The organism is Mediterraneibacter sp. NSJ-151 (assembly GCF_022487435.1).
Classification (GTDB): Bacteria; Bacillota; Clostridia; order Lachnospirales; family Lachnospiraceae; genus Schaedlerella; species Schaedlerella hominis.
In genome coordinates this window covers 1-20,391 of the sequence record NZ_JAKVPP010000016.1, presented here as the reverse complement: position 1 = coordinate 20,391, position 20,391 = coordinate 1, and the positions used below count along the sequence as shown (strand labels likewise).

The 20,391-nt window shown below is 37.7% G+C and carries 15 protein-coding genes; 11 read left to right on the top strand and 4 right to left on the bottom strand.

What is annotated here, in order from left to right:
* Window positions 1-45: 45 nt before the first annotated feature.
* Window positions 46-1,125: a helix-turn-helix domain-containing protein gene (locus LQE94_RS13975; RefSeq protein ID WP_240577965.1), complete on the bottom strand. Its 1,080-nt coding sequence runs from the start codon at window positions 1,123-1,125 to the stop codon at window positions 46-48.
* 165 nt (window positions 1,126-1,290) lie between these two features.
* On the opposite strand from LQE94_RS13975, the gene LQE94_RS13970 reads away from it, so the two are divergent.
* From LQE94_RS13970 to LQE94_RS13950, 5 genes are all read left to right on the top strand, one after another.
* Window positions 1,291-2,670 carry an MFS transporter gene (locus LQE94_RS13970; RefSeq protein ID WP_117991397.1) on the top strand — a complete coding sequence of 460 codons (1,380 nt, stop codon included), beginning with the start codon at window positions 1,291-1,293 and terminating at the stop codon, window positions 2,668-2,670.
* An 83-nt stretch (window positions 2,671-2,753) separates the two neighbouring features.
* Window positions 2,754-5,033, top strand: coding sequence for a family 78 glycoside hydrolase catalytic domain (locus LQE94_RS13965; RefSeq protein WP_240577964.1), 2,280 nt, complete (start codon window positions 2,754-2,756; stop codon window positions 5,031-5,033).
* Window positions 5,034-5,146: 113 nt separating this feature from the next.
* The gene (locus tag LQE94_RS13960; RefSeq protein ID WP_117991403.1) at window positions 5,147-5,452 is read left to right on the top strand and encodes an AtuA-related protein; all 306 of its coding nucleotides are present in this window, start codon (window positions 5,147-5,149) and stop codon (window positions 5,450-5,452) included.
* The gene (locus tag LQE94_RS13955; protein WP_117991405.1) at window positions 5,452-6,828 is read left to right on the top strand and encodes an acyclic terpene utilization AtuA family protein; all 1,377 of its coding nucleotides are present in this window, start codon (window positions 5,452-5,454) and stop codon (window positions 6,826-6,828) included. The genes LQE94_RS13960 and LQE94_RS13955 overlap by 1 nt, the downstream gene beginning before the upstream one ends.
* On the top strand, window positions 6,816-7,784 hold the full coding sequence (locus tag LQE94_RS13950; protein ID WP_118738277.1) for an alpha/beta hydrolase: 969 nt from the start codon (window positions 6,816-6,818) through the stop codon (window positions 7,782-7,784). The genes LQE94_RS13955 and LQE94_RS13950 overlap by 13 nt, the downstream gene beginning before the upstream one ends.
* Before the next feature lie 102 nt (window positions 7,785-7,886).
* Here LQE94_RS13950 and ftsH read toward each other — a convergent pair whose 3' ends face one another.
* Window positions 7,887-9,740, bottom strand: coding sequence for an ATP-dependent zinc metalloprotease FtsH (gene ftsH / locus LQE94_RS13945; protein WP_186864298.1), 1,854 nt, complete (start codon window positions 9,738-9,740; stop codon window positions 7,887-7,889).
* Window positions 9,741-10,030: 290 nt separating this feature from the next.
* Here ftsH and LQE94_RS13940 point away from each other — a divergent pair, with 290 nt between their 5' ends.
* The 3 genes from LQE94_RS13940 to LQE94_RS13930 are packed head-to-tail and all read left to right on the top strand — an operon-like array spanning window position 10,031 to window position 15,476.
* Window positions 10,031-11,437, top strand: coding sequence for a Wadjet anti-phage system protein JetA family protein (locus tag LQE94_RS13940; protein WP_240577963.1), 1,407 nt, complete (start codon window positions 10,031-10,033; stop codon window positions 11,435-11,437).
* A gap of 12 nt (window positions 11,438-11,449) precedes the next feature.
* Window positions 11,450-12,121, top strand: a complete 672-nt coding sequence (locus tag LQE94_RS13935) for a DUF4194 domain-containing protein (protein WP_118724125.1) — start codon at window positions 11,450-11,452, stop codon at window positions 12,119-12,121.
* The gene (locus LQE94_RS13930; RefSeq protein ID WP_240577962.1) at window positions 12,099-15,476 is read left to right on the top strand and encodes an ATP-binding protein; all 3,378 of its coding nucleotides are present in this window, start codon (window positions 12,099-12,101) and stop codon (window positions 15,474-15,476) included. The genes LQE94_RS13935 and LQE94_RS13930 overlap by 23 nt, the downstream gene beginning before the upstream one ends.
* A 57-nt stretch (window positions 15,477-15,533) precedes the next feature.
* On the opposite strand, the gene LQE94_RS13925 is transcribed toward LQE94_RS13930, so the two are convergent.
* Window positions 15,534-16,343 (bottom strand): hypothetical protein, encoded by an 810-nt coding sequence (locus LQE94_RS13925; protein ID WP_240577961.1) that lies wholly within the window; start codon window positions 16,341-16,343, stop codon window positions 15,534-15,536.
* A 5-nt stretch (window positions 16,344-16,348) separates the two neighbouring features.
* Window positions 16,349-16,897: a helix-turn-helix domain-containing protein gene (locus LQE94_RS13920; RefSeq protein WP_118724122.1), complete on the bottom strand. Its 549-nt coding sequence runs from the start codon at window positions 16,895-16,897 to the stop codon at window positions 16,349-16,351.
* Window positions 16,898-17,178: 281 nt separating this feature from the next.
* Here LQE94_RS13920 and LQE94_RS13915 point away from each other — a divergent pair, with 281 nt between their 5' ends.
* Genes LQE94_RS13915 through LQE94_RS13905 form a run of 3 tightly spaced genes read left to right on the top strand, consistent with a single transcriptional unit; the run spans window position 17,179 to window position 19,610 of the window.
* Window positions 17,179-18,099, top strand: a complete 921-nt coding sequence (locus LQE94_RS13915; RefSeq protein WP_240577960.1) for a zinc-ribbon domain-containing protein — start codon at window positions 17,179-17,181, stop codon at window positions 18,097-18,099.
* A gap of 57 nt (window positions 18,100-18,156) precedes the next feature.
* Window positions 18,157-18,726 (top strand): phosphodiesterase, encoded by a 570-nt coding sequence (gene yfcE / locus LQE94_RS13910; protein WP_022075624.1) that lies wholly within the window; start codon window positions 18,157-18,159, stop codon window positions 18,724-18,726.
* Window positions 18,702-19,610 carry an NYN domain-containing protein gene (locus tag LQE94_RS13905; protein ID WP_117991430.1) on the top strand — a complete coding sequence of 303 codons (909 nt, stop codon included), beginning with the start codon at window positions 18,702-18,704 and terminating at the stop codon, window positions 19,608-19,610. Before yfcE ends, LQE94_RS13905 begins: the two co-directional genes overlap by 25 nt.
* The last annotated feature ends 781 nt before the right edge of the window (window positions 19,611-20,391 follow it).

The following is a 20,391-nucleotide window of genomic DNA, read 5'->3' as shown; positions in this document are numbered from 1 at the left end:
CTGAAAGGAGCTCCGCGCAGATAATATCTGGTGCGCTAGCTCCTTTTAAATTTCCTTATTTAGAGCTCGATATTCCGCTGGTGTCATTTGGTATTGTTGGATAAAGAGCTTTTTCAGGTGATTCGGATTAGAATATCCGACTCGAGAGGCAATCTGTTTTTGTGAAAGATCCGTTGTTATTAATAATTCAGCGGCATGTTTTAATTTTATCTTTTGAATATTTTGGGAAAAACTTTGCCCTGTATATTCCTTTAGCAGGCGGATCATATGTCTTTCACTGTAATGAAAGAAATGTGCCAGTTCTTGGAGTGTGACATTTTGATATCGCTGTTCCATATATTTGAGTATAAAAATAAAGTTGTTTTCTTCATCTGATCCATTTGGATTTGGAAGACATAAGTCTTTTTCATGATTTCGAAGGAGCAGGGAGAAAAATAATTCTACAAGTTGATTTTTAACTGCATTTTTGTATCTCTTATTATCACATTCCTCTTGATATAAGGCGGTAAGAATCGTAAATACCTCAGAATCAACAGACGCATGAAAGAGAAGGTAAGAGAATTTTTCATTATGATATAATGTGTTTTTGAAAAATTCGCTTAGAATTGTCTGATCTTTCAAAATATAAAAAAAGTTTGAATCAAAAGTATTGGAGCGAATCAAAAGATTTATAATAAGACTATCTTCATTTGTGTCCGAAATTGTGTGCATGGTTCCTGGAGCAATGATTAGAATATCCCCGGCTTGAAGCATATATGTTTGTCCACCAATGGAGTTTGAACAGCTGCCATTTAACACACACATGATTTCAAAAAAATCATGAGAGTGAGGGAAAGCGGGAAGAAATCTGGGGTGCCGTACAAGGAAGACATCATGATCAAAGTTCTTAAAAAAATCTTCAGAAAGAGTTTCCTCCAAGAAAATGTCAACATGAAATTGATTCAAGATTTCTTTGTGTAAAAAGCTACGTATTTCTTCGAGTGCGGAAACGTTGTACAGGTGAGCGTTTTCAGTATCATACTGCAGAAAGCATTCTTTTAGAAAGTCTTCTATTTTCAACATCGTCTCGCCTGAACAGGAAGATGTCGTGCTTTTATTGTAGATGGCAGGTGAAAATAATTTCATGAATAGCGTCCCTTTCTCTTTTTATTGCTTGTAAACAGTATAACACAAAATGTCATGAAAAATAATACAGTGTCATTTATTGTTTTCACTATGTCACTTTTCTGACTATTCTACTCACCTACATTTTTTTATAATACATATAAATTTGAAAGGAAGGGTGTAAAGATGAATACGAAAGAAAATGGGAAACTAAAATTATCGGAACGTCTGGCATATGCAATTGGCGGACTTCCAGAGGTTGCAAATTCAATTATCGCGGCATTCTTAACAATGTTCTATACAGATAATATCGGATTGGCAGCAGGAATGGTTGGTACGATGTTCTTCATATCTAAGTTATTTGATGGAATCAGTGATTTAGTTGCAGGAACGATTGTAGACCATACGAGAACAAAATGGGGAAAAGCCAGACCATGGCTTTTATGGCTTTCAGTTCCAACGGGCTTATCACTGGCACTGATTTTCTTTATTCCTCAAAATGGATCAAGTACAATGCAATTGATTTATGCATTTGTTACATATAATTTATATACAACGATTATGTATACAATGACAGGAATCGCTAAAAATGCTTTGATGCCTCTTATGACACAGAATATGCAAGAACGTGGAATTTTATCAACATTCGCAATGTTTGTTGGATTAGGTGGAACAATTTTAGGATGCTCATTTACATTTCCACTTATCTTTTCTCTTGGAGGAGATATAAAAGCATGGCGAACATTGTTTATGATTTACGGAGCATTAGTAACAATTGGTCTTTTGATCGGTTTCTTCTTTACAAAAGAATATGTACAATCGGTTGAAAGTGTAACAAACGAAAAAGCAGAAGCAGTGAGTTTCTTAGAGGGGACAAAGATGTTTGTGAAGAACAAATATCTGGTACTTGCTCTTGTGATGACAGTTGTAGTAAATCTTATGGTACAGCTTGGAACATGTTCACAGACTTATTTTTATACTTATTCAATGGGCGATCCAATGCTTATGACTTCATTGAGTCTGGTTGGTGTTGTTCCAACACTTATTAGTATTGCAGTTCTTACAGGTCCATGCCTGATGAAATTTGGAAAGAAAAAATCAATGTATATAGGCGCAGCGGGACAGATGATAGGAAGTATTATTAAAGCACTTGCAGCGCTGAGCTTAAACGTACCGGTTTTGATCGTTGGAACAGTGATCGGAGGATTAGCAACGGGACCATTATCAGTACCTGTAGCAACATTGGCTTCCGATGGTATTGATTATGGTGAATTCCTTTTCAATAAACGAATTGAAGGTGTCGGATCTGCGATTACAAGTTTTTCGCAGAAACTTAGTTCAGGACTCGCAGCAGCAATGGTTGGATGGGTGCTTGCTTTAACTGGATATGTGGCAAACGGAGTACAGAATCAGGCAACAAACATAGGTATTATTTCACTGTTTGCTATTATACCGGCAGTTTTGGAAATCATCATCATTATTCTGTTAAAAGTATTCTATCATTATGATCAAGAGGCAGATAAAGTATTGGTAGAATTAGAAAGAAGAAAAGAACAAGTTAAATAATAAACGATAAGAATTTATAAATAGGCTGTAAGAAGAACTGCAAGATAAGTTGTTCTTTTTACAGCTTATTTAGGAGGATAAAAATGAACAGCTTAGGAAAATGGATTACAAATGGCAGTGAACGTCCATTTTATACAAGAAAGAATATAGAGATTACAAAAGAGATTACAAATGCAGTTGCATATGTATGTGGATTGGGACAGTTCAACTTTTACATTAACGGAGCGAAGGTTTCGGACCATGTCTTGGATCCGGGATGGACAAACTATGACAAACTGATCCAGTATGTTACATTTGATGTAACAAAGTATTTAAAAGAAGGTGTAAATACAATCGGTGCAGAGATTGGAAATGGATGGTTTATTATGAATAACGATCATTATACGTTCGCATTTCCAGCGTTTATGCCGCCGAGTCCAAATCCATATCACGCATATGGCAAAAGTCTTGTATTTGCTATGTGCCTAGAGGTTGAATACAAAGATGGAACCAAGGATGTGATGACAGCAGATGATACATTTAAAGTGGCAGAACATATGGTGACTGTTTCGAATGTATATGGGTCAGAATATATTGATGGGCGAAAAGCACAGATTGGATGGAATACGATAGCATTTGATGATTCTAAGTGGGAAAAAGCGAAGATAGTAGCAGAGGAGGATGAGCCGAAAGGAGAGCTACAAAATCAAACTCAGCCACCAATTAAAGTAATTCATACTTATGAAGGAAAATATCTTCACGATTACGCGGATAAAGAGTCAGGGGAAATTCGTAAAATCTATGATTTTTCGCAGAATATGTCCGGTATGTTAGAAGTAAAGGTCAAAGGAAAAGCAGGAGATGAAATTCATTTTCTTGCAGCAGAGAAACTTTCACCAGAAGGTGATGTAGATCAGATGGCAAAGAACTGGATGATGATAGATAATTGTATTACTTACATTGTTGGAAAAGATGATGAATGGGAAACGTGTAAATTAGTTTTTACGTATTTTGCAGGGAGATTCATGGGTGTTGAAGCAAAATCAGATGCTGTTGAAATTGGTGAAATGAAAGGGCATGCAATTACAAGTGCTTATGAGGAAAGCGGAACATTTGAATGTGATGATGAGAGATATAATCAAATCTATGATATGGTGGAAAAAGCAGTTGAAGCGAATATGATGAGTGTGCATACGGACTGTCCAACGATTGAACGTTTTGCATGGCAGGAGCCAAATCATTTAATGGCACCGGCAATCATGTATATGAAAAACGGAAAAAAACTTTGGGAAAAATTTTTATTAGACATGAGAGTGCAACAGCATACAGCGGATGATTATTTCTATGATTATGAAGGAAATAAATTTTATCCAGGAGATGGACTCATGCCGGGACAGGCGCCATGTTATATTCCAAATGTACTTCCGGTTCCGGGGATGGGAAGCTTTTATGATATTATTCCATGGGGAAGTACTTGTATTATAGGAACGTATTGGCATTACATTTTCTATGGGGATCAGAAAATTATTGAAGATAATTATGATGCGGGAATGAAATATTTCAAATATCTTCAAACGAAAGTGACGGAAGATGGGTTTATCAATCATGGATTAGGAGATTGGGGAAATCCAAGAAATGAACTTGCAAGAGAAAATATTGAGACTGCCTTTTTCTATGCAGACGCAAAAGTGTTGGCAAGATTTGCAGAGATGCTTGGAAAAGATGAAGATAAAGGAACATTAGAAACATATGCAGATGAAATTAAGAGTAACTATAATGAGAAACTACTTGTACAGAATGAGGAAGGATACTGGTGTTATAAAAACTGGGATCATCCGGATAAATTAGTTATGACACAGGCAAGTCAGGCACTTCCATTATACTGGGGGCTTGTTCCAGAAAATAAGAAAGACGATATAGTAAAGGCTTTCCGTCAGACACTTGTGAATGAGCAGGCTTTTATTGCCGGAGAAGTAGGCCTTCCATATGTAATTCAGACAGCGCGTGAAAATGGAATGAATGATTTGATTGCGCAATTTATATTAAGAGAAGAACACCCAAGTTATTATGCATTTATTTTAGATGGAGAGACAACTTTGGGTGAATATTGGGAAAATAATCCAAGAAGTCATTGTCACGATATGATGGGACATATTATTGAATGGTATTATAATGGTATCGCAGGAATTATTCCAGAGGAACCTGGATTTTCGAAGGTTACAATAAAACCTTATATGCCAAATACGGTGAACTATTTTATATGTACTTTCAATACACCGCAGGGTGAGATTAAGGTATCGGCAAGAAGAAGTGGAAAAGAAGTTGAATTGGATGTGAAGGTTCCAGAAACGATTGAGTATATAGTGGATAGAAGCAATTTATAAAGGAAGATTAGGGACGAGTGATAATTTCTAAAATTTTAGAAATTATCACTCGTTTTATTGTGGAAAGAATGCGAAATGGTAAGATTTGAGTATAAAAAGAAGGAGGCAATGAGATGAAATTGAGAGAAATTGCACACTCAAGAACCGGAGATAAAGGGGATATTTCCAATATTTCTGTAATTCCCTATAATGAGGCAGATTACGAATTTTTAAAAGAAGTATTAACAGAAGAAGTGGTAAAAGAATATTTTCAGGAGATATGCAAAGGAGAAGTTGTTCGATATGAACTGGATGGATTGCATGCTTTGAATTTTGTTCTGGACCATACACTGGGCGGTGGGGTAACACGTTCTCTGGCGATAGACCGACATGGTAAAACATTAGGCATGGCATTATTGGAAATGGAGGTAGAGCGATAATGAAGACGATTCGAATCGGAAGTGGAGCCGGTTATGCGGGAGATCGAATTGAACCGGCGATGGAATTGATTGAGAAAGGAAAGCTGGACTATATTATATTTGAATGTCTGGCAGAAAGAACGGTTGCAATCGGACAGCAGGATAAGGAGAAAGACCCAGAAAAGGGATACAATCAATTACTGGAATATCGTATGAAAAAGATATTGCCTTTGTTAGCAAAAAATCATGTAAAGATGATTACAAATATGGGTGCAGCAAATCCGAAGGCTGCGGCAAAACAGACGAAAAAAATTGCGGAAGAGATAGGCGTTTCAGGATTGAAGATTGCCTGCGTAACAGGGGATGATATAACAGATGAATTGGATAAATATAAGGATCATATAGTTCTGGAAAACGGGAAGCCATTGGAAGAATTAAAAGATTTTTTAATTTCTGCAAATGTATATATGGGTTCGGAAGGAATTCAGGAAGCGTTAAATGAACAGGCAGACATTGTAATAACAGGGCGTGTGTCAGATCCGGCACTCTCCATTGGACCACTGGTGCATGAATTTGGATGGGATTTAGAAAACAATCCGGATCAAATGGGACAAGCTGTGCTGGTTGGACATTTGCTTGAATGCGCAGGACAGGTGACTGGCGGATACTATGCAGATACGGGAATCAAAGATGTGCCGGATTTATATAAATTAGGATTCCCTTTGATAGAAGTTCATGAAGACGGCAGCTTTGTCGTAACAAAAGTAGAAGGCTCCGGAGGTCTGGTAAGCGTAGATATCTGCAAAGAGCAGACAATATATGAGATTCATAATCCAAAAGCTTATCTGACACCGGATGCAACAGCAGACTTTTCAAATGTAGTATTTACACAAGTAGGAGAAAACAGAGTACTGGCACATAATGCGACAACGCATGGTCGTCCGGAAACTTTGAAAGTAAGTGTTGGATATAAGGATTGCTTTATCGGAGAAGGTGAGATTTCTTATGGAGGTGAGACTGCATTGGAGAGGGCACGTATGGCTGCTGATATTATAGAGAAAAGAATCAACTTAACAGGAATTCAGTTGGATGAATATCGTGCAGATTTTATAGGATATAATTCTTTGTATGGTGATTTGCTCACATCCAAGATGAATGCTGGAACTCCAACAGAAGTAAGACTTCATGTGAGCGGAAGAACGACAGAACGATTACAGGCAGAATTGCTTGCAAATGAAGTGGAAGCGCTTTATACGAATGGGCCGGCAGGAGGCGGTGGAGCAGAAAAGCGAGTAAAAGAAATCGTTTCAATCTGCTCGATATTTGTTCCGAGACAGGCGGTTCGGTATCAAGTTGAATATTTGGAAAGCGGGGATAAATCAGCATGCGAATTATAAAGAAAAAAATAGGTGAATATGCGGAACTGACGGGGTATCTTCACGAACTGAATGATGAGACGGACAATATTAAGGAGTATCCGGCAATTTTGATATTTCCAGGTGGAGGTTTTAGAACTTGTAGTTTTCTGGAGTCTGAACCGATTGCGTTAGCCTATCTGGCAGAAGGATATCAGGCATTTACATTAAAATATACAACAGTGACAGATAAGGAAAATGCTACAATAGAAGATCCCATGACGGATGCACAAAAAGCATTAGAATGGATTCGGGATTGCAGAGAGGAATACTGTATAGGAAAAGAACAACTAGCACTATTAGGATTTTCCGGAGGAGCACATCTTGCGGCAGCTACAGCAACACATGGACCACAGCGACCGGATGTGCTGTTACTGGGATATCCGGGAATTCTTCACAGTGAGTTACGTGCACTGGAGTGTCCGGATATTATAGAATGTATAGATGAGAAAACGCCGCCGACATTTCTGTTTGGAACAAGAGATGATAAGGTGACACCGCCGAAACACATTCTGGTGTTTGCGCAATGTTTGGAACAGAAAAATGTGGAATTTGAAGTTCATATTTTCAGAAAAGGTGAACATGGATTTTCACTTGCAAAGCCATTAACCAGCGTGGGAGATAAAAACAGGGTAAATCCGGATGTGGCGCAATGGTTTCAACTGAGTGTGAGATGGCTGAAGGAAATGTTGGGTGAGTTTACGGTATATGGGGTGAATGATGGACGAATCGGCAAGTACAGTATAGATACAAGAGTATGTGAATTGTTAGAAAGTCCGGAAGCAAAAGAACTGGTTTTAACATATTTGCCGATGCTAAGTGAAGAACTTCCGGTGTTTATAAAGGATTGGATTACGCCGAGAATATTGAATAAAAATCAAAAATCTTTGTCACAGGAGAAGCTGGAAGAACTGGATCAAAAGTTGTTAACATTATAGTTATCAACAGAGCTATAAAAAGAAACCAGTGGGAACACATAATGAGCCGAAAACTCCGTCCCCACTGGTTTAAGCCATATGAAGGAAGCCTAATAAAAAATGCTATGCTTCGTCAGTCTCTTTCGCCGGAATCTCAACCGGTTTATTCAAAATCTCCATGAACTCTTCACCTGTAATCGTCTCATGCTCATACAGATACTGAGCCAGTTCATGTAATTTACCAACATTATCTTCAAGTATTTTATAAGCTTTTGAATGTTGCAATTTTACAAGATCGCGGACTTTTTTGTCAATTTCGGTTTGAGTTTCGAGTGAACAAGTCATAGAACTGTCACCACCGAGATATTGGTTGGTCATAGTTTCCATTGCAACCATATCGAATTCTTCATTCATACCATAACGGGTAATCATTGCTTTAGCAAGTTTTGTGGCCTGTTCAATATCGTTGGAAGCACCGGTTGTAATCTGATGGAAGATCAGTTCTTCGGCAGCTCGTCCACCGGTAAATGTTGCAATTTTATTTTCCAGCTCTTCCTTTGTCATGAGGAAATGCTCTCCGTCTTCAACCTGCATCGTATATCCAAGGGCACCGGAAGTTCTTGGAATAATGGTGATTTTGTGTACCGGAGCAGATTCTGTCTGTTTCGCGGCGACAAGTGCGTGACCGACCTCATGATAAGATACAACGAGTTTTTCTTTATTGGAGAGAACTCGGTTTTTCTTTTGATATCCGGCAATAACAACTTCTACACTTTCTTCCATATCTGCCTGTGTGACGAACTTACGATTGTCACGGACAGCACGAAGGGCAGCTTCATTTACAATATTAGCAAGTTCAGCACCGGAGGCGCCGGCAGCAGCTTTGGCAACAGCAGCATAATCGACGTTATCTCCAACACGAATTTTCTTGGCATGTACTTTTAAAATATCAATACGTCCTTGCAGATCTGGGAGTTCGACCGGAATACGACGGTCAAAACGTCCTGGACGGAGGAGTGCAGGATCGAGAGAATCTGGTTGGTTTGTTGCGGCAAGAATAACAACTCCCTTAGAGCCGTCGAATCCATCCATCTCAGTAAGCAACTGATTTAAAGTCTGCTCACGTTCATCGTTTCCAGACATTTGTCCGTTACGTTTCTTTCCAATCGCATCAATCTCATCGATAAATACAATACAAGGAGCTTTCTCATTTGCCTGTTTGAACAGGTCACGCACCTTGGCAGCTCCCATACCGACGAACATCTCAACAAATTCAGAACCTGAAATAGAGAAGAACGGAACATTGGCTTCACCGGCAACTGCTTTGGCAAGTAATGTTTTACCCGTTCCAGGAGGGCCTACTAACAGCGCACCTTTTGGCATAGAGGCACCAATCTCACGATATTTTTCCGGGGTGTGTAAATAATCTACTAATTCAGATAAAAGCTCTTTTGCTTCGTCTTCACCGGCAACATCAGAAAATTTAATACCACTGGAAGATTTGACATATACTTTTGCATTACTCTTTCCGCCCATACCAAATTGCATGGAATTCATTCCGCCACCCATCTTAGACAGCATTTTTTTGGACAGCCATTGGCCAAGTGCAATCATGATCAACATTGGAAGAAAGCAGGCCATTAAAAAACTAATAATTGGAGATGTCGGCTCAATGATTTCGGATGAAAATTTAGCACCAGATTCGTGAAGCCGGGTTACGAGATCTGGATCTTCAATAATTCCGGTTTTATATACTGTATCTCCTGATTTATCTGTAAATATGATTTGATTTGATTCGATGTTTACAGAATCGATTTGTTTTTCATCAATCATTGTCATAAATGTGCCGTAATCTACTTCTTTGACCTGACGTTGTTCCAGCGCAGGAAGGAGAAGAAAGTTTATACAAAGAATGGCGACAAGTACAATAATATAATAAAAAATCATAGGTCGTTTTGGTGATTTTACTTCTTGCATAATATGTTTTCAATCCTTTCGTCTTTAGTAAAAGATAGTGTAGTACGAAATGTTAAGGAATTCAAGCGAAAAAGTCTGAAAAAACTAAGGAAAACATGAAATTTTTATAAAATGAAAAGATGAAAAAAATCTGTGTAGAAAATCTGCCGTCTGCTTTATACTGCATTTTTGTAAGCTCTCGTGTTATAATAAAGGGCAAAGTGATGATTGAGAGAAAATAGAAGAAATATAGAGTATATAAGATTCTTTGGACAATCATCCAGATAAGCACGAACAGATAAGGAGATTCTATGCAGTTACGTTTTGAAATTCCAGATAAATTCTGGGGGCTGTTCCGGTCGGTCAACCGGGAGGCTTATATGGAGGCGTTATTGAATATCAATGAAGAATATCAATACAGTAATTATTTCTTAACACGGGAAGTTTGTATTCAAGTGTTAAGTGATATGTATATAAAGAAACATTTTCAGTTAAAACAGGAAGAGGATGAAACAGAGTTCGATTTATTGGAGACACCGGCGAGCAGAACATTGAAATGGCTGCTTCGGACAGGATGGCTTAAAAAACTAGAAGACTATAATACGCTTGCAACCAATATTGTAATTCCGGATTATGCGGCGATTTTTATTGATGCATTTGAACGTTTGGGCTCAGAAGATATGGAAGAGACTGAGATTTATATTCAGAATGTATATGCGACACTATTTTCTTTCAAAAATGATTCCAGAGTAAACTTAAGTATGCTGCGGACTGCATTGGTTAATACAAGAAGATTGAATAAAGTACTGCAGGATATGCTTCATAATATGGATAAATTTTTTGGACGATTATTGGATCAGCAATCTTACCATGATCTGTTAAAAGAACATTTGGAAGGTTATGTAGAAGAAATCGTGCGTAAAAAATATCATATATTGAAGACATCTGATAACTTTTATATTTACAAGACGGATATTAAGAAATGTCTGCGTGACATGAGAGAAAATGAAGAGTGGATAGGGCTGGTCAGAGAGCGTTCTAAGGCAATGGGGGATACGAAGGATGACGTGGTAGACTTGTTGGATATGATTGAGAGAGGATTTGATGATATTGAACATCGGATTTCAAACATGGATAAGGAACATACCAAATATGTAAGAGCGACGGTTACAAGATTGAATTATCTGCTCAGCGGAGAAACAGATACGAAAGGTTTGGTTGTTCAATTGCTTAATCAGATGTCGGCAGCTGTGACAGAAGAACAGAATACACAGGTGGAAAATCGTGGAAATAGTTATTCTTATGAGGAAATGCTGCAGCTTACCGGAGAGCGGATGAATATGTCTCTATTGGAAATGTTGTCGGAGAAATCTTTGTATAAACGGAGAAGGCCAAGGGAAGATTTCATTAGTCAGATGGCAGAGGATGAGACGATAGAGGACTTGAACAGAGAAGATGTATTAAAACTGAACAGAATTTTGCAAAGATACAGCAAGCAGGAAATCGAAGCTTTTATTGAGGAACATATGAAGGATGATGTTATGGATGTAGAGAAATTGAAAATAGCAGATGAAGAGTCCTTCGAGAAACTGATATTGGCATATGACTATAGCACAAGAAGAAACAGCAAATATATTGTGCTTGAAGAGGATACGCCACAGATTGAAAATGGATGTTATAAGTATCCGGCTTTAAAATTTGTGCGAAGAGGAATATAAGAGGAAAAACAAATGATAGAATACTACGAACAATTGCTGCAGGAAGAGCAGGAAGCGATTACCGAAATAATCCAGACGCTTTTTCGTCAGACATTTATATTAGAACAAAAATTTGACCGCCGGGCAGGTCGACTGCAGTATGAAAAAGATTATCGCGTATGTACGCGACATTTCGAATTTCTAAAAGCATACTTTGCGATATCAGGAATTCAGTTATGTGAGAATGTGCACATGGGAATTATTTATATCCAAGGCGAAACGCTGTGGGGAGAGAAATTACCGAAGCTGGCAACAATTTATTTATTATTATTGAAATTAATCTATGATGAGCAAATGGCAACGGTTTCATCAAGCAGCCATATTGTTACGACACTTGGGGCAATTAATGGAAAAGCGGGAGAGTTTCGGGTTTTGAAAGGACTGCCATCTCCAACGGAGATGAAACGTACAATAGCAATGCTGAAAAAATATCAGATTGTTGAACCATTGGATTCATTGGAAGAATTAAACGAAGCTACCAGGGTGGTAATTTATCCAAGCATTCATGCGGTATTGCTCGGGGATGATATCCGGGAACTGCTGACAACATTTGAGGAAGCAAAGGAACTGAAATCTCAGCAAAGCGTTTTTCATAAAGAGGTAGAGAGTGAGGAGGAACATCGTGGAGAAACAACAGCCATTTGAGGCCCTTTCAAAAATATGCCTGAATAACTGGCATTATATAGATAGAAAAATATTGACACTTAGTGAGGGAATCAATTTTTTTACAGGACATTCCGGAAGTGGAAAATCAACGGTGTTGGATGCGATGCAGATAGTGCTTTATGCAGATACGGATGGTCGTCGATTTTTCAATAAAGCAGCGGCGGATGATTCTGACCGCTCACTCATCGAATATCTTCGTGGAATGGTCAATATCAGTGAGAATAATGAATCACAGTATTTAAGAAATAAAAATTTTTCCAGTACAATTGTTTTGGAGTTTGAGCGTACAGATACAAAAGACAAACAATGTGTCGGTGTTGTATTTGACGTAGAGACAGCAACAAATGAAATTAGCCGTCAGTTCTTTTGGCATGCGGGCGGACTTCTGGAAAATCAATATCGCGCGGAAAAACGGTGTCTTACAACGATAGAGATTAAAGAATATTTGAGCAGAACATTTACAAAAGAGCAGTATTATTGCGGCTCAAGTAATGAACGATTCCGTCGACAGCTGTATGATGTATATCTTGGAGGGTTGGATATTGAAAAATTTCCTCGACTGTTTAAACGTGCAATTCCATTTAAAATGAATATCAAATTAGAAGATTTTGTGAAAGAATACATTTGTATGGAGCAGGATATTCATATTGAAGATCTTCAGGAAAGCGTTATGCAATATGGACGTATGCAAAGCAAGATTGCGGAGACAATGAAAGAAATCCGTTATCTGACGGACATTCGGGAAGCGTATCAGTCTTATGAAGAAAAACAGCAGGCGGCCGAGAGTTGTGATTATCAGATTGAACGTTTGGAATTGCTACAACTGCAACGGAAAAGTAAAGAGTTGCGGGAACGGATTATAGATCGGACAGAGGGAATCAAACAGCAACAGACACAACAGGAAAAATTGAATAAGGAGCTGAAAGAACTTCAAAAGGATTATGAGGATATTCTATATCATATTGCAAAAAGCGGATACGATTCGTTGCAGATGGAGCTTGGCAATTTAAATGAAGTATTGGAACGGCTGGAAAACAGTAAGGCAAGAATACAAAAGTTGTCTAAGAAATTGAATTTGTGGAAAGATAAAGAGGTTACTCCAAATCAGACAATCTGGGATATTGAGAAGTTTGAAAAAGGAACAATTACAGAGGGGGAACTGGAACGTCTGCAAAAAAGCCTTTTGGAAATCCGGGACAGTCTGGAAACAGAGCGCACCGATACGGTGACAACATTAAATCGTATTAAAAAAGAAGAAAAAGAGATAAAAGAAGAATTAAGAGAATTAAAGCAGGGCAAGAAAGCATATCCACGCGAGCTGGAAGAAGCACGTTTTGAATTGCGCAAACGTCTGCATGAGCGTGTTGGAAAACTGGTAAATGTACAGATTCTTGCAGACCTTCTGGATGTGAAGGATGAGCGTTGGCACAATGCGGTGGAAGGATATCTTGGAAATAATAAGCTTTTATTGATCGTGGAACCGAAGTATGCAAAAGATGCGATGGAAATTTATCGGGAGATGGATAAGAGAAAATTCTTTAGAGCAGCAGTGCTGGACACAGAGCGTGTCAATGAAGAAGAATTTACAGTGCAAAAAGGAGCTTTGGCGGAGGAAGTGCAGGCAAAAGAAAGTTATGTGCAGGCTTATATCCGATTTGTGTTGGGAAATGTTAAGAAATGCGAATCGATTGAAGAATTACGTGACTGTAAAATCGGTATTACATCGGATTGCGTGCTTTATAAAGGCTTCCGTATGCAGCATATCAACCCGGATAACTATACAAGACGAGCTTATATCGGTGAGACAAGTATGCGTAAACGTATTCTGCAGCTGGAAAGAAAACAGGGTGAGCTGCAGAACGAACGCCTTCCGTTACAAGAGATGCTGGAAGAAATCAAGCGCATTTTAGAATTTGAAATGTTGTTGCAGCCTACGGCGGATTATATGCAGTGGCAGAATGAAGCTGGTCAGATTTCAGAAAAAGAGAAACGAAAAGCACATGTCATTGAGCAGATGAAAAAGCTGCGCGAAGAGTCTGTAGATATGTTGGAGAAACAGAAGTTAGATATTGTGCGCCGGCAGGAAGAAAAGAAGGAGTCCATAGATTCGGTGAAAAAAGCAATCTGGCAGAATGAGCAGGATATAGAAAAGTTTAATAATATGATTATTACAACAGAAACTGAATGGATGGAACGAGAAAAAATGTTGGCAGAAGAGAACAAACGGCGTTCAGAAGAACGAACACAGATGCTGGAAAGTCAATTTCAACAATATCTTGAGAAAACAAAATCGCTTAATTATGATTATATGAAACGACAAAAACAGATGGAACAAAACCCGCTGAAAGATCAGATGGATCGTTTTTATCAGAAGCTGGTTGATGTTCGAAGTGTGTATAACCAGCAATATCCAAATCGCTCATTTTCAACGAGTGTGAAGGATAATAAGATGTACGATAAACTGTTGGATAGTCTTACTTGTGAGGACTTGGAGCGATATCGGGCATCTGCACAGGAACAGGCAAAATCAGCGGTAGAACATTTCAAAGATGATTTCATTTTCAAAATCCGAAGCGCTATCCGCGAGGCTTATCAGCGAAGAGATGAGCTCAATCGTATCATCAGCCGTCTGGACTTTGGTAAGGATAAATACCAGTTTGTAATCACAAAAAACAAAGGTGCGGATGGCAAATACTATAAGATGTTCATGGATGATGCTCTCCAGATTGACCCGCATCAGTTAAGCGGTTCAATGGACAATCAGATGAACATGTTTACGATGGAACATGAAGAAGAATATGGGGAAATGATGAATGAGTTGATCCATATCTTTATACCACCGGAGAATGCAACGAAAGAAGAGCAGGATGAAGCGAGAAAGAATATGGAAAAATATGCGGATTACAGAACGTATCTTTCTTTCGATATGCAGCAGATTGTTCATGGTGAAAAAGATATGAAGATCGGGCTGAGTAAGATGATTAAGAAAAATTCCGGAGGAGAAGGACAGAATCCGTTGTATGTGGCACTTTTGGCAAGTTTTGCGCAGGTGTATCGAGTGAATCTGTCGCCTAAATTGCGTCGTAATCCAACATTGCGTCTTGTCGTATTGGATGAGGCATTTTCTAAAATGGATGCGGAAAAAGTGGCAAGTTGTATTTCTTTGATCAGAGGACTTGGATTCCAGGCAATTATCAGTGCAACAAACGATAAGATTCAGAATTATTTGGAAAATGTAGACAAGACTTTTGTATATGCCAATCCGAATAAGAAACATATTTCCATTCAGGAGTTTGAGAAGACGGAGTTTGGACAGTTGACGGAAGAGGCGTAAGATAGAATCTATCTCCGTGTGAAAGCGGAGATAGATTTTCTTAATCCATTATAAGGGCTACGAAAACAAATAAGTATATTTTCGCATCTGTGCAAATATAACGGTCTCCACCCGGTTGCGTATCTCTTCTGGATATGCTCCTGCATTTACGAGTAATTCGTTTACATCTTTTTTAGTAAAGTGAAACTTTAGATTCATGTTATATAAAGATTCGGAAATATCCAATTGTTCGTCAAATTCACTGCATATTGTTTTGGATTGAACATTATCAATTAGTGAGTAAGTATCTCCAGATAGAGGATAATCCATTGTTGTATCTGACAGAAGTCCCGCTCCATTATCAAAAATTGGACAGTACATATAATCTCCGTTCCCATTCATCAGAACCGCTATATTATGCGTGTGCCGGTCTTCGTTTAGGAAAAATGCGTCAATTGTCAGAAGTTTATTCATATAAATACCAAAATTCTGAAGTCCAGTTATGCGTTCCACCTGTTGTACTAAGAAATGCAAGCGCTCCTTATGTTCTGGTATTCTATACAAGGTTTTATATAGGCTTTCTCCAAAAAAATTTTTGAATAGCCGTTCCAAAGTGATAATCTGCCAGTCTTCATTCAGGAAATTTTTACTTTTTACCCCATTATAAATCACAGAACTGTATTTTATTTTTTCAAGGTCGTAACATACAAATTCATTTTCGGTCAATGTTGATTTTTTTAGAAGATGCGATATCATGTATTCAACTAAGCCTTCATATCCTGTGTAATCAGCTTTGTACCATATTCCTTTATTCTCCCATTTTAGTTGGTTCCCTTTCGATGACTGACGATCATTTGTACGGATATTCTGCTCAAATAATTCTATCATTCCAGCTACCTCTCTATACGAATCCAAAAATCATCTTCCGCCATTCTACCTTCGGTTTTTTCTATAATCATAATCGGATCGTAAAATGGCAATCCTAAATCTTTGAGTATCAACTTCATCTTATCTCTGCTTTTGGGGAAGCATCTTGACTCCAGAAATTCTTGATATTGATCATAATTTGGAGTTTCTACAACACCGAAAGCACGGAACATAATCTTATCGGTATAATTTTTTATTTTTACTTTTTGTTCCTGTTCATTTACATCAATTAAAGTACATACATTCGAACCATACATATACCAAAGTCTGAGCGGCCATATTTTTTCGGGAACTCGGACTTCCTGTTCATATTCAGGATATCTTTGTAGCATTTTAAGAAATGGAACAATTGGTCCGTGAATAGCTTCCTTACTTCGCTCCCAGCGCTCTACAGTTGGCTTTGAACAATTGATAAATTCTGCAAACTCCTTCTGTGTCAAATGTAGTTCCTTACGAATTTGTTTGATTTCCGTTGCGGTTGTATATTCGGGGATTATAAATAATTTTTCTTTCATAGATTCACCTTCTGTTTTTAGGAATATCCACTTTTTGTTTATTAAATCATATAAATTTGTATTTGTAAATAAAAACCATTATTTTAATGGTTTATTTGAGCTAAAAACAATCAAATTGATGGTTTTGGTGAAGCTGTCAGAAGAGTATAAAGGAAATATCCTTTATACTGCATTTTTTACAAGGGCATGTTATAATAAGGGAACAAGCGTAAATTGGTTGTCGCTTACAATATATTGTACCCGATAATCGAAAATCTGCAAAAGAGAAAGAAGGGCTGATGATGGCTGTTTACGATAGTTTAGGTAATATGCTTACAAGATTCGGGCGCTGGATTGTGCGACAGACAAAAGGAAGCTATAAATCTGCAAGATTATCCCATGTGATACGGGAAGAAGAACGAAAACAGGATGATTTATTTCGCCAGATTGGGGAATATTATTATCAGATGTATGGCAAGGATGCAGATGGGCAGATGAAAATCTGGTGTGATGCAATCTGGAATAATAAGATGATGGTGATTCAGTACCAGAGCCAAAAAAGGCTGGTGAAAGGGGTTGCTTATTGTCCGAATTGCAGTCAGGAAGTGCCGATGCATTCAAAATACTGTAATCATTGCGGGGCAAGAATAATTACAACTCCAGAGATACAAACAAAAGAAACCGCACCATTTTCAGCAAAAATATGTCCCGGATGTGGCGCTGTGATTGCAGATGGAGATGTTTTCTGTGCAAATTGCGGAGGAAGAATTCCGGAGAAGAAGAGTTTGAAGGATTTTGTGAAAACGAAAGTGGCAGAGCATAAGGAAAAAGCAGAATTAGAGCGACAGGAAGAAGAAAAAGAGTTTGAAGATGTTGACAAGGAAGTTGTTGCGGATGTAGAAATTAAGATAGACGAGGTAGCTGAGGTGCCAGAAGAATCTGCAACAGAAAATAAAGCAATAGAAGTTACTGAAATAAAAACCGAAGAAACACAAAAGCAGCAACCAAAGCAAGTCAATGTAACAGATGACTCTCAAAATGAGCAGAGTAAAGAAATTTCGGAAAAAGCAGTTGCAGATAACAAAAAAATTGAAGAATCACAATTTACAAAAGATGAAGAGTCGAATGACTCAGAAACTGCATCGAAGAGAACCTGTCACGAATGTGGCAACTCAATCGAATACGGACAGAATTTCTGTCCGAAGTGTGGAGTGAAATTGTAGTTGCAGGTTACAGTATTATGTGACTTGTAACCAATTATAGTAAGGGAGATATTTATTATGAAATTAATGATTGCATCAGATATACACGGTTCTGCATTATATTGTAGAGAATTAATGGAAGCCTGGAAACGAGAAGCAGCGGATCGGATGTTGATTTTAGGAGATATTTTATATCATGGTCCGAGAAATGATCTGCCGGCAGAGTATGCTCCGAAAAAGGTCATCTCTATGTTAAACCCACTGAAAGAAAATTTGTTATGTGTACGTGGAAATTGTGATACAGAAGTAGATCAGATGGTGTTGGATTTTCCAATATTGGCAGATTATTGTTTTTTAGATTTGGATGGACAGACTATTTTTGCAACACATGGGCATGTGTACAATCCACAGAACCCGCCAATGTTAAAAGACGGAGATATTTTGTTGAATGGACATACCCATATTCCTGCATGTAAAAGGTTTACAACTGAAAGCGGAGCAAAATGCACATATATGAATCCAGGCTCGGTTTCTATACCAAAAGAAAAATCGCAGCACAGTTATATGATTGTAGAAAATGGCGTATTTGAATGGAAAAATATGGAAGGAAAGGTATACCATACATGGAAGAGAGATACGCATTGTTAATTGACGCGGAAAATGTTTCTGCAAAATATATTAAACCGATATTAGATGAACTGTCGAAATATGGAAATGTGACATATAAACGTATTTACGGAGACTGGACAAAATCGCAGAGTGCGAGCTGGAAAGAAGTCTTGCTTCAAAATAGTATTACGCCAATTCAGCAGTTCAGTTATACATATGGAAAGAATGCTACAGATTCAGCCATGATCATAGATGCAATGGATATGCTGTATACAAATGATCTGGAAGGATTTTGTCTTGTGTCAAGCGACAGTGATTTTACCAAATTAGCGAGTAGATTGCGTGAAAGTGGAAGAACGGTAATAGGAATGGGAGAAAGCAAAACACCAACACCATTTCGTAAGGCTTGCGACATTTTTACAGAATTAGAGCTGCTATTGGATGATATCAAAGATGGCAAGAAAAATGAAGTGACAAAAGGACAGATTGAAGAGTCGGTTATTAAGATTATTACAGAAAATCAAAATAATGATAAAGAGACCGGACTAGGTGAAGTGGGAAGCCGTCTTGTAAAATTGTATCCTGACTTTGATGTAAGACGCTATGGGTACAGTTTGTTGTCTAAATTTTTAGAGACATTTCCAAAGCTGAAATTAAAACAAGATGGTACGCAGGTTACCGTTATGTTATATGAAGATAAGAGTAAGAAGGAAATGTTGGAAGAATTTATTGTACAGCAAATAAAAGATTCCGGTGCACAAGGGATTCTGTTAGGGACGCTAGGTAATAGAATCCATAATAAATTCAAAGATTTTAAGGTTCGTGATTATGGCTACTCTCAGTTTAAGCAATATGTACAGAGTCTTCATAATGTAGAGGTTGAAGAAGAGGACGAGAGATACTGGGCTGTTTATAAGAAATAAAAAATAGGCTGGATTGCGAGTCCAGCCAAAAAGGAAAAAGTTTATGAAAAAGAAAATATATATCAAAAGGTTATTTGCTTTTGATGTATATAACTATAGAAGAAAAATGTGATGATTTTGTGATAAACTTTTTAATAAATTATGGAAAGTATCTAAAGGAAATGTGAAAAGCAAATTTCAATAGAATTATCATAGAAAGAACGTATAAAATTATTATGTATACAGAAGGAAAATAACAGTGGAATTGTCTGAATTGTGCGAATTAAATAAAAAACAAGAAAAACGTTGACAATTTGAAAGCGAGGTGATAAGATAATCTTCGTCGCTAAGACAACCGATGCAAAATAGAAAACACTGGACAGCCCTGGCGGGATATGGAAAGTGTAAGATGAAAAATGCAAAGAAAAAACTTGAAAAAAGTTCTTGACAAAAGGTTGTCGGATGTGATAGAGTAAAAAAGCTGTCGCTTGAAAGTGATTGATAAAATTACAAAAGCGAAACAGAAAAAATAAAAAAGTTGTTGACAAACGACAAAAGATGTGATAATCTATTAAAGCTGTCGCTTGAGACGACAACAAAATAAAGAACATTGATAACTAAACAATAGACAACAGATCCTTGAAAATTTCTTTAAGAGAAAATTTTTTAAGAACGGTTTATAACAAACCAAAACAACAGTAAAAGGATAGATTAGCTAGAGTTAATCTTGACTAGAACAAACACTTTTAACGAGAGTTTGATCCTGGCTCAGGATGAACGCTGGCGGCGTGCTTAACACATG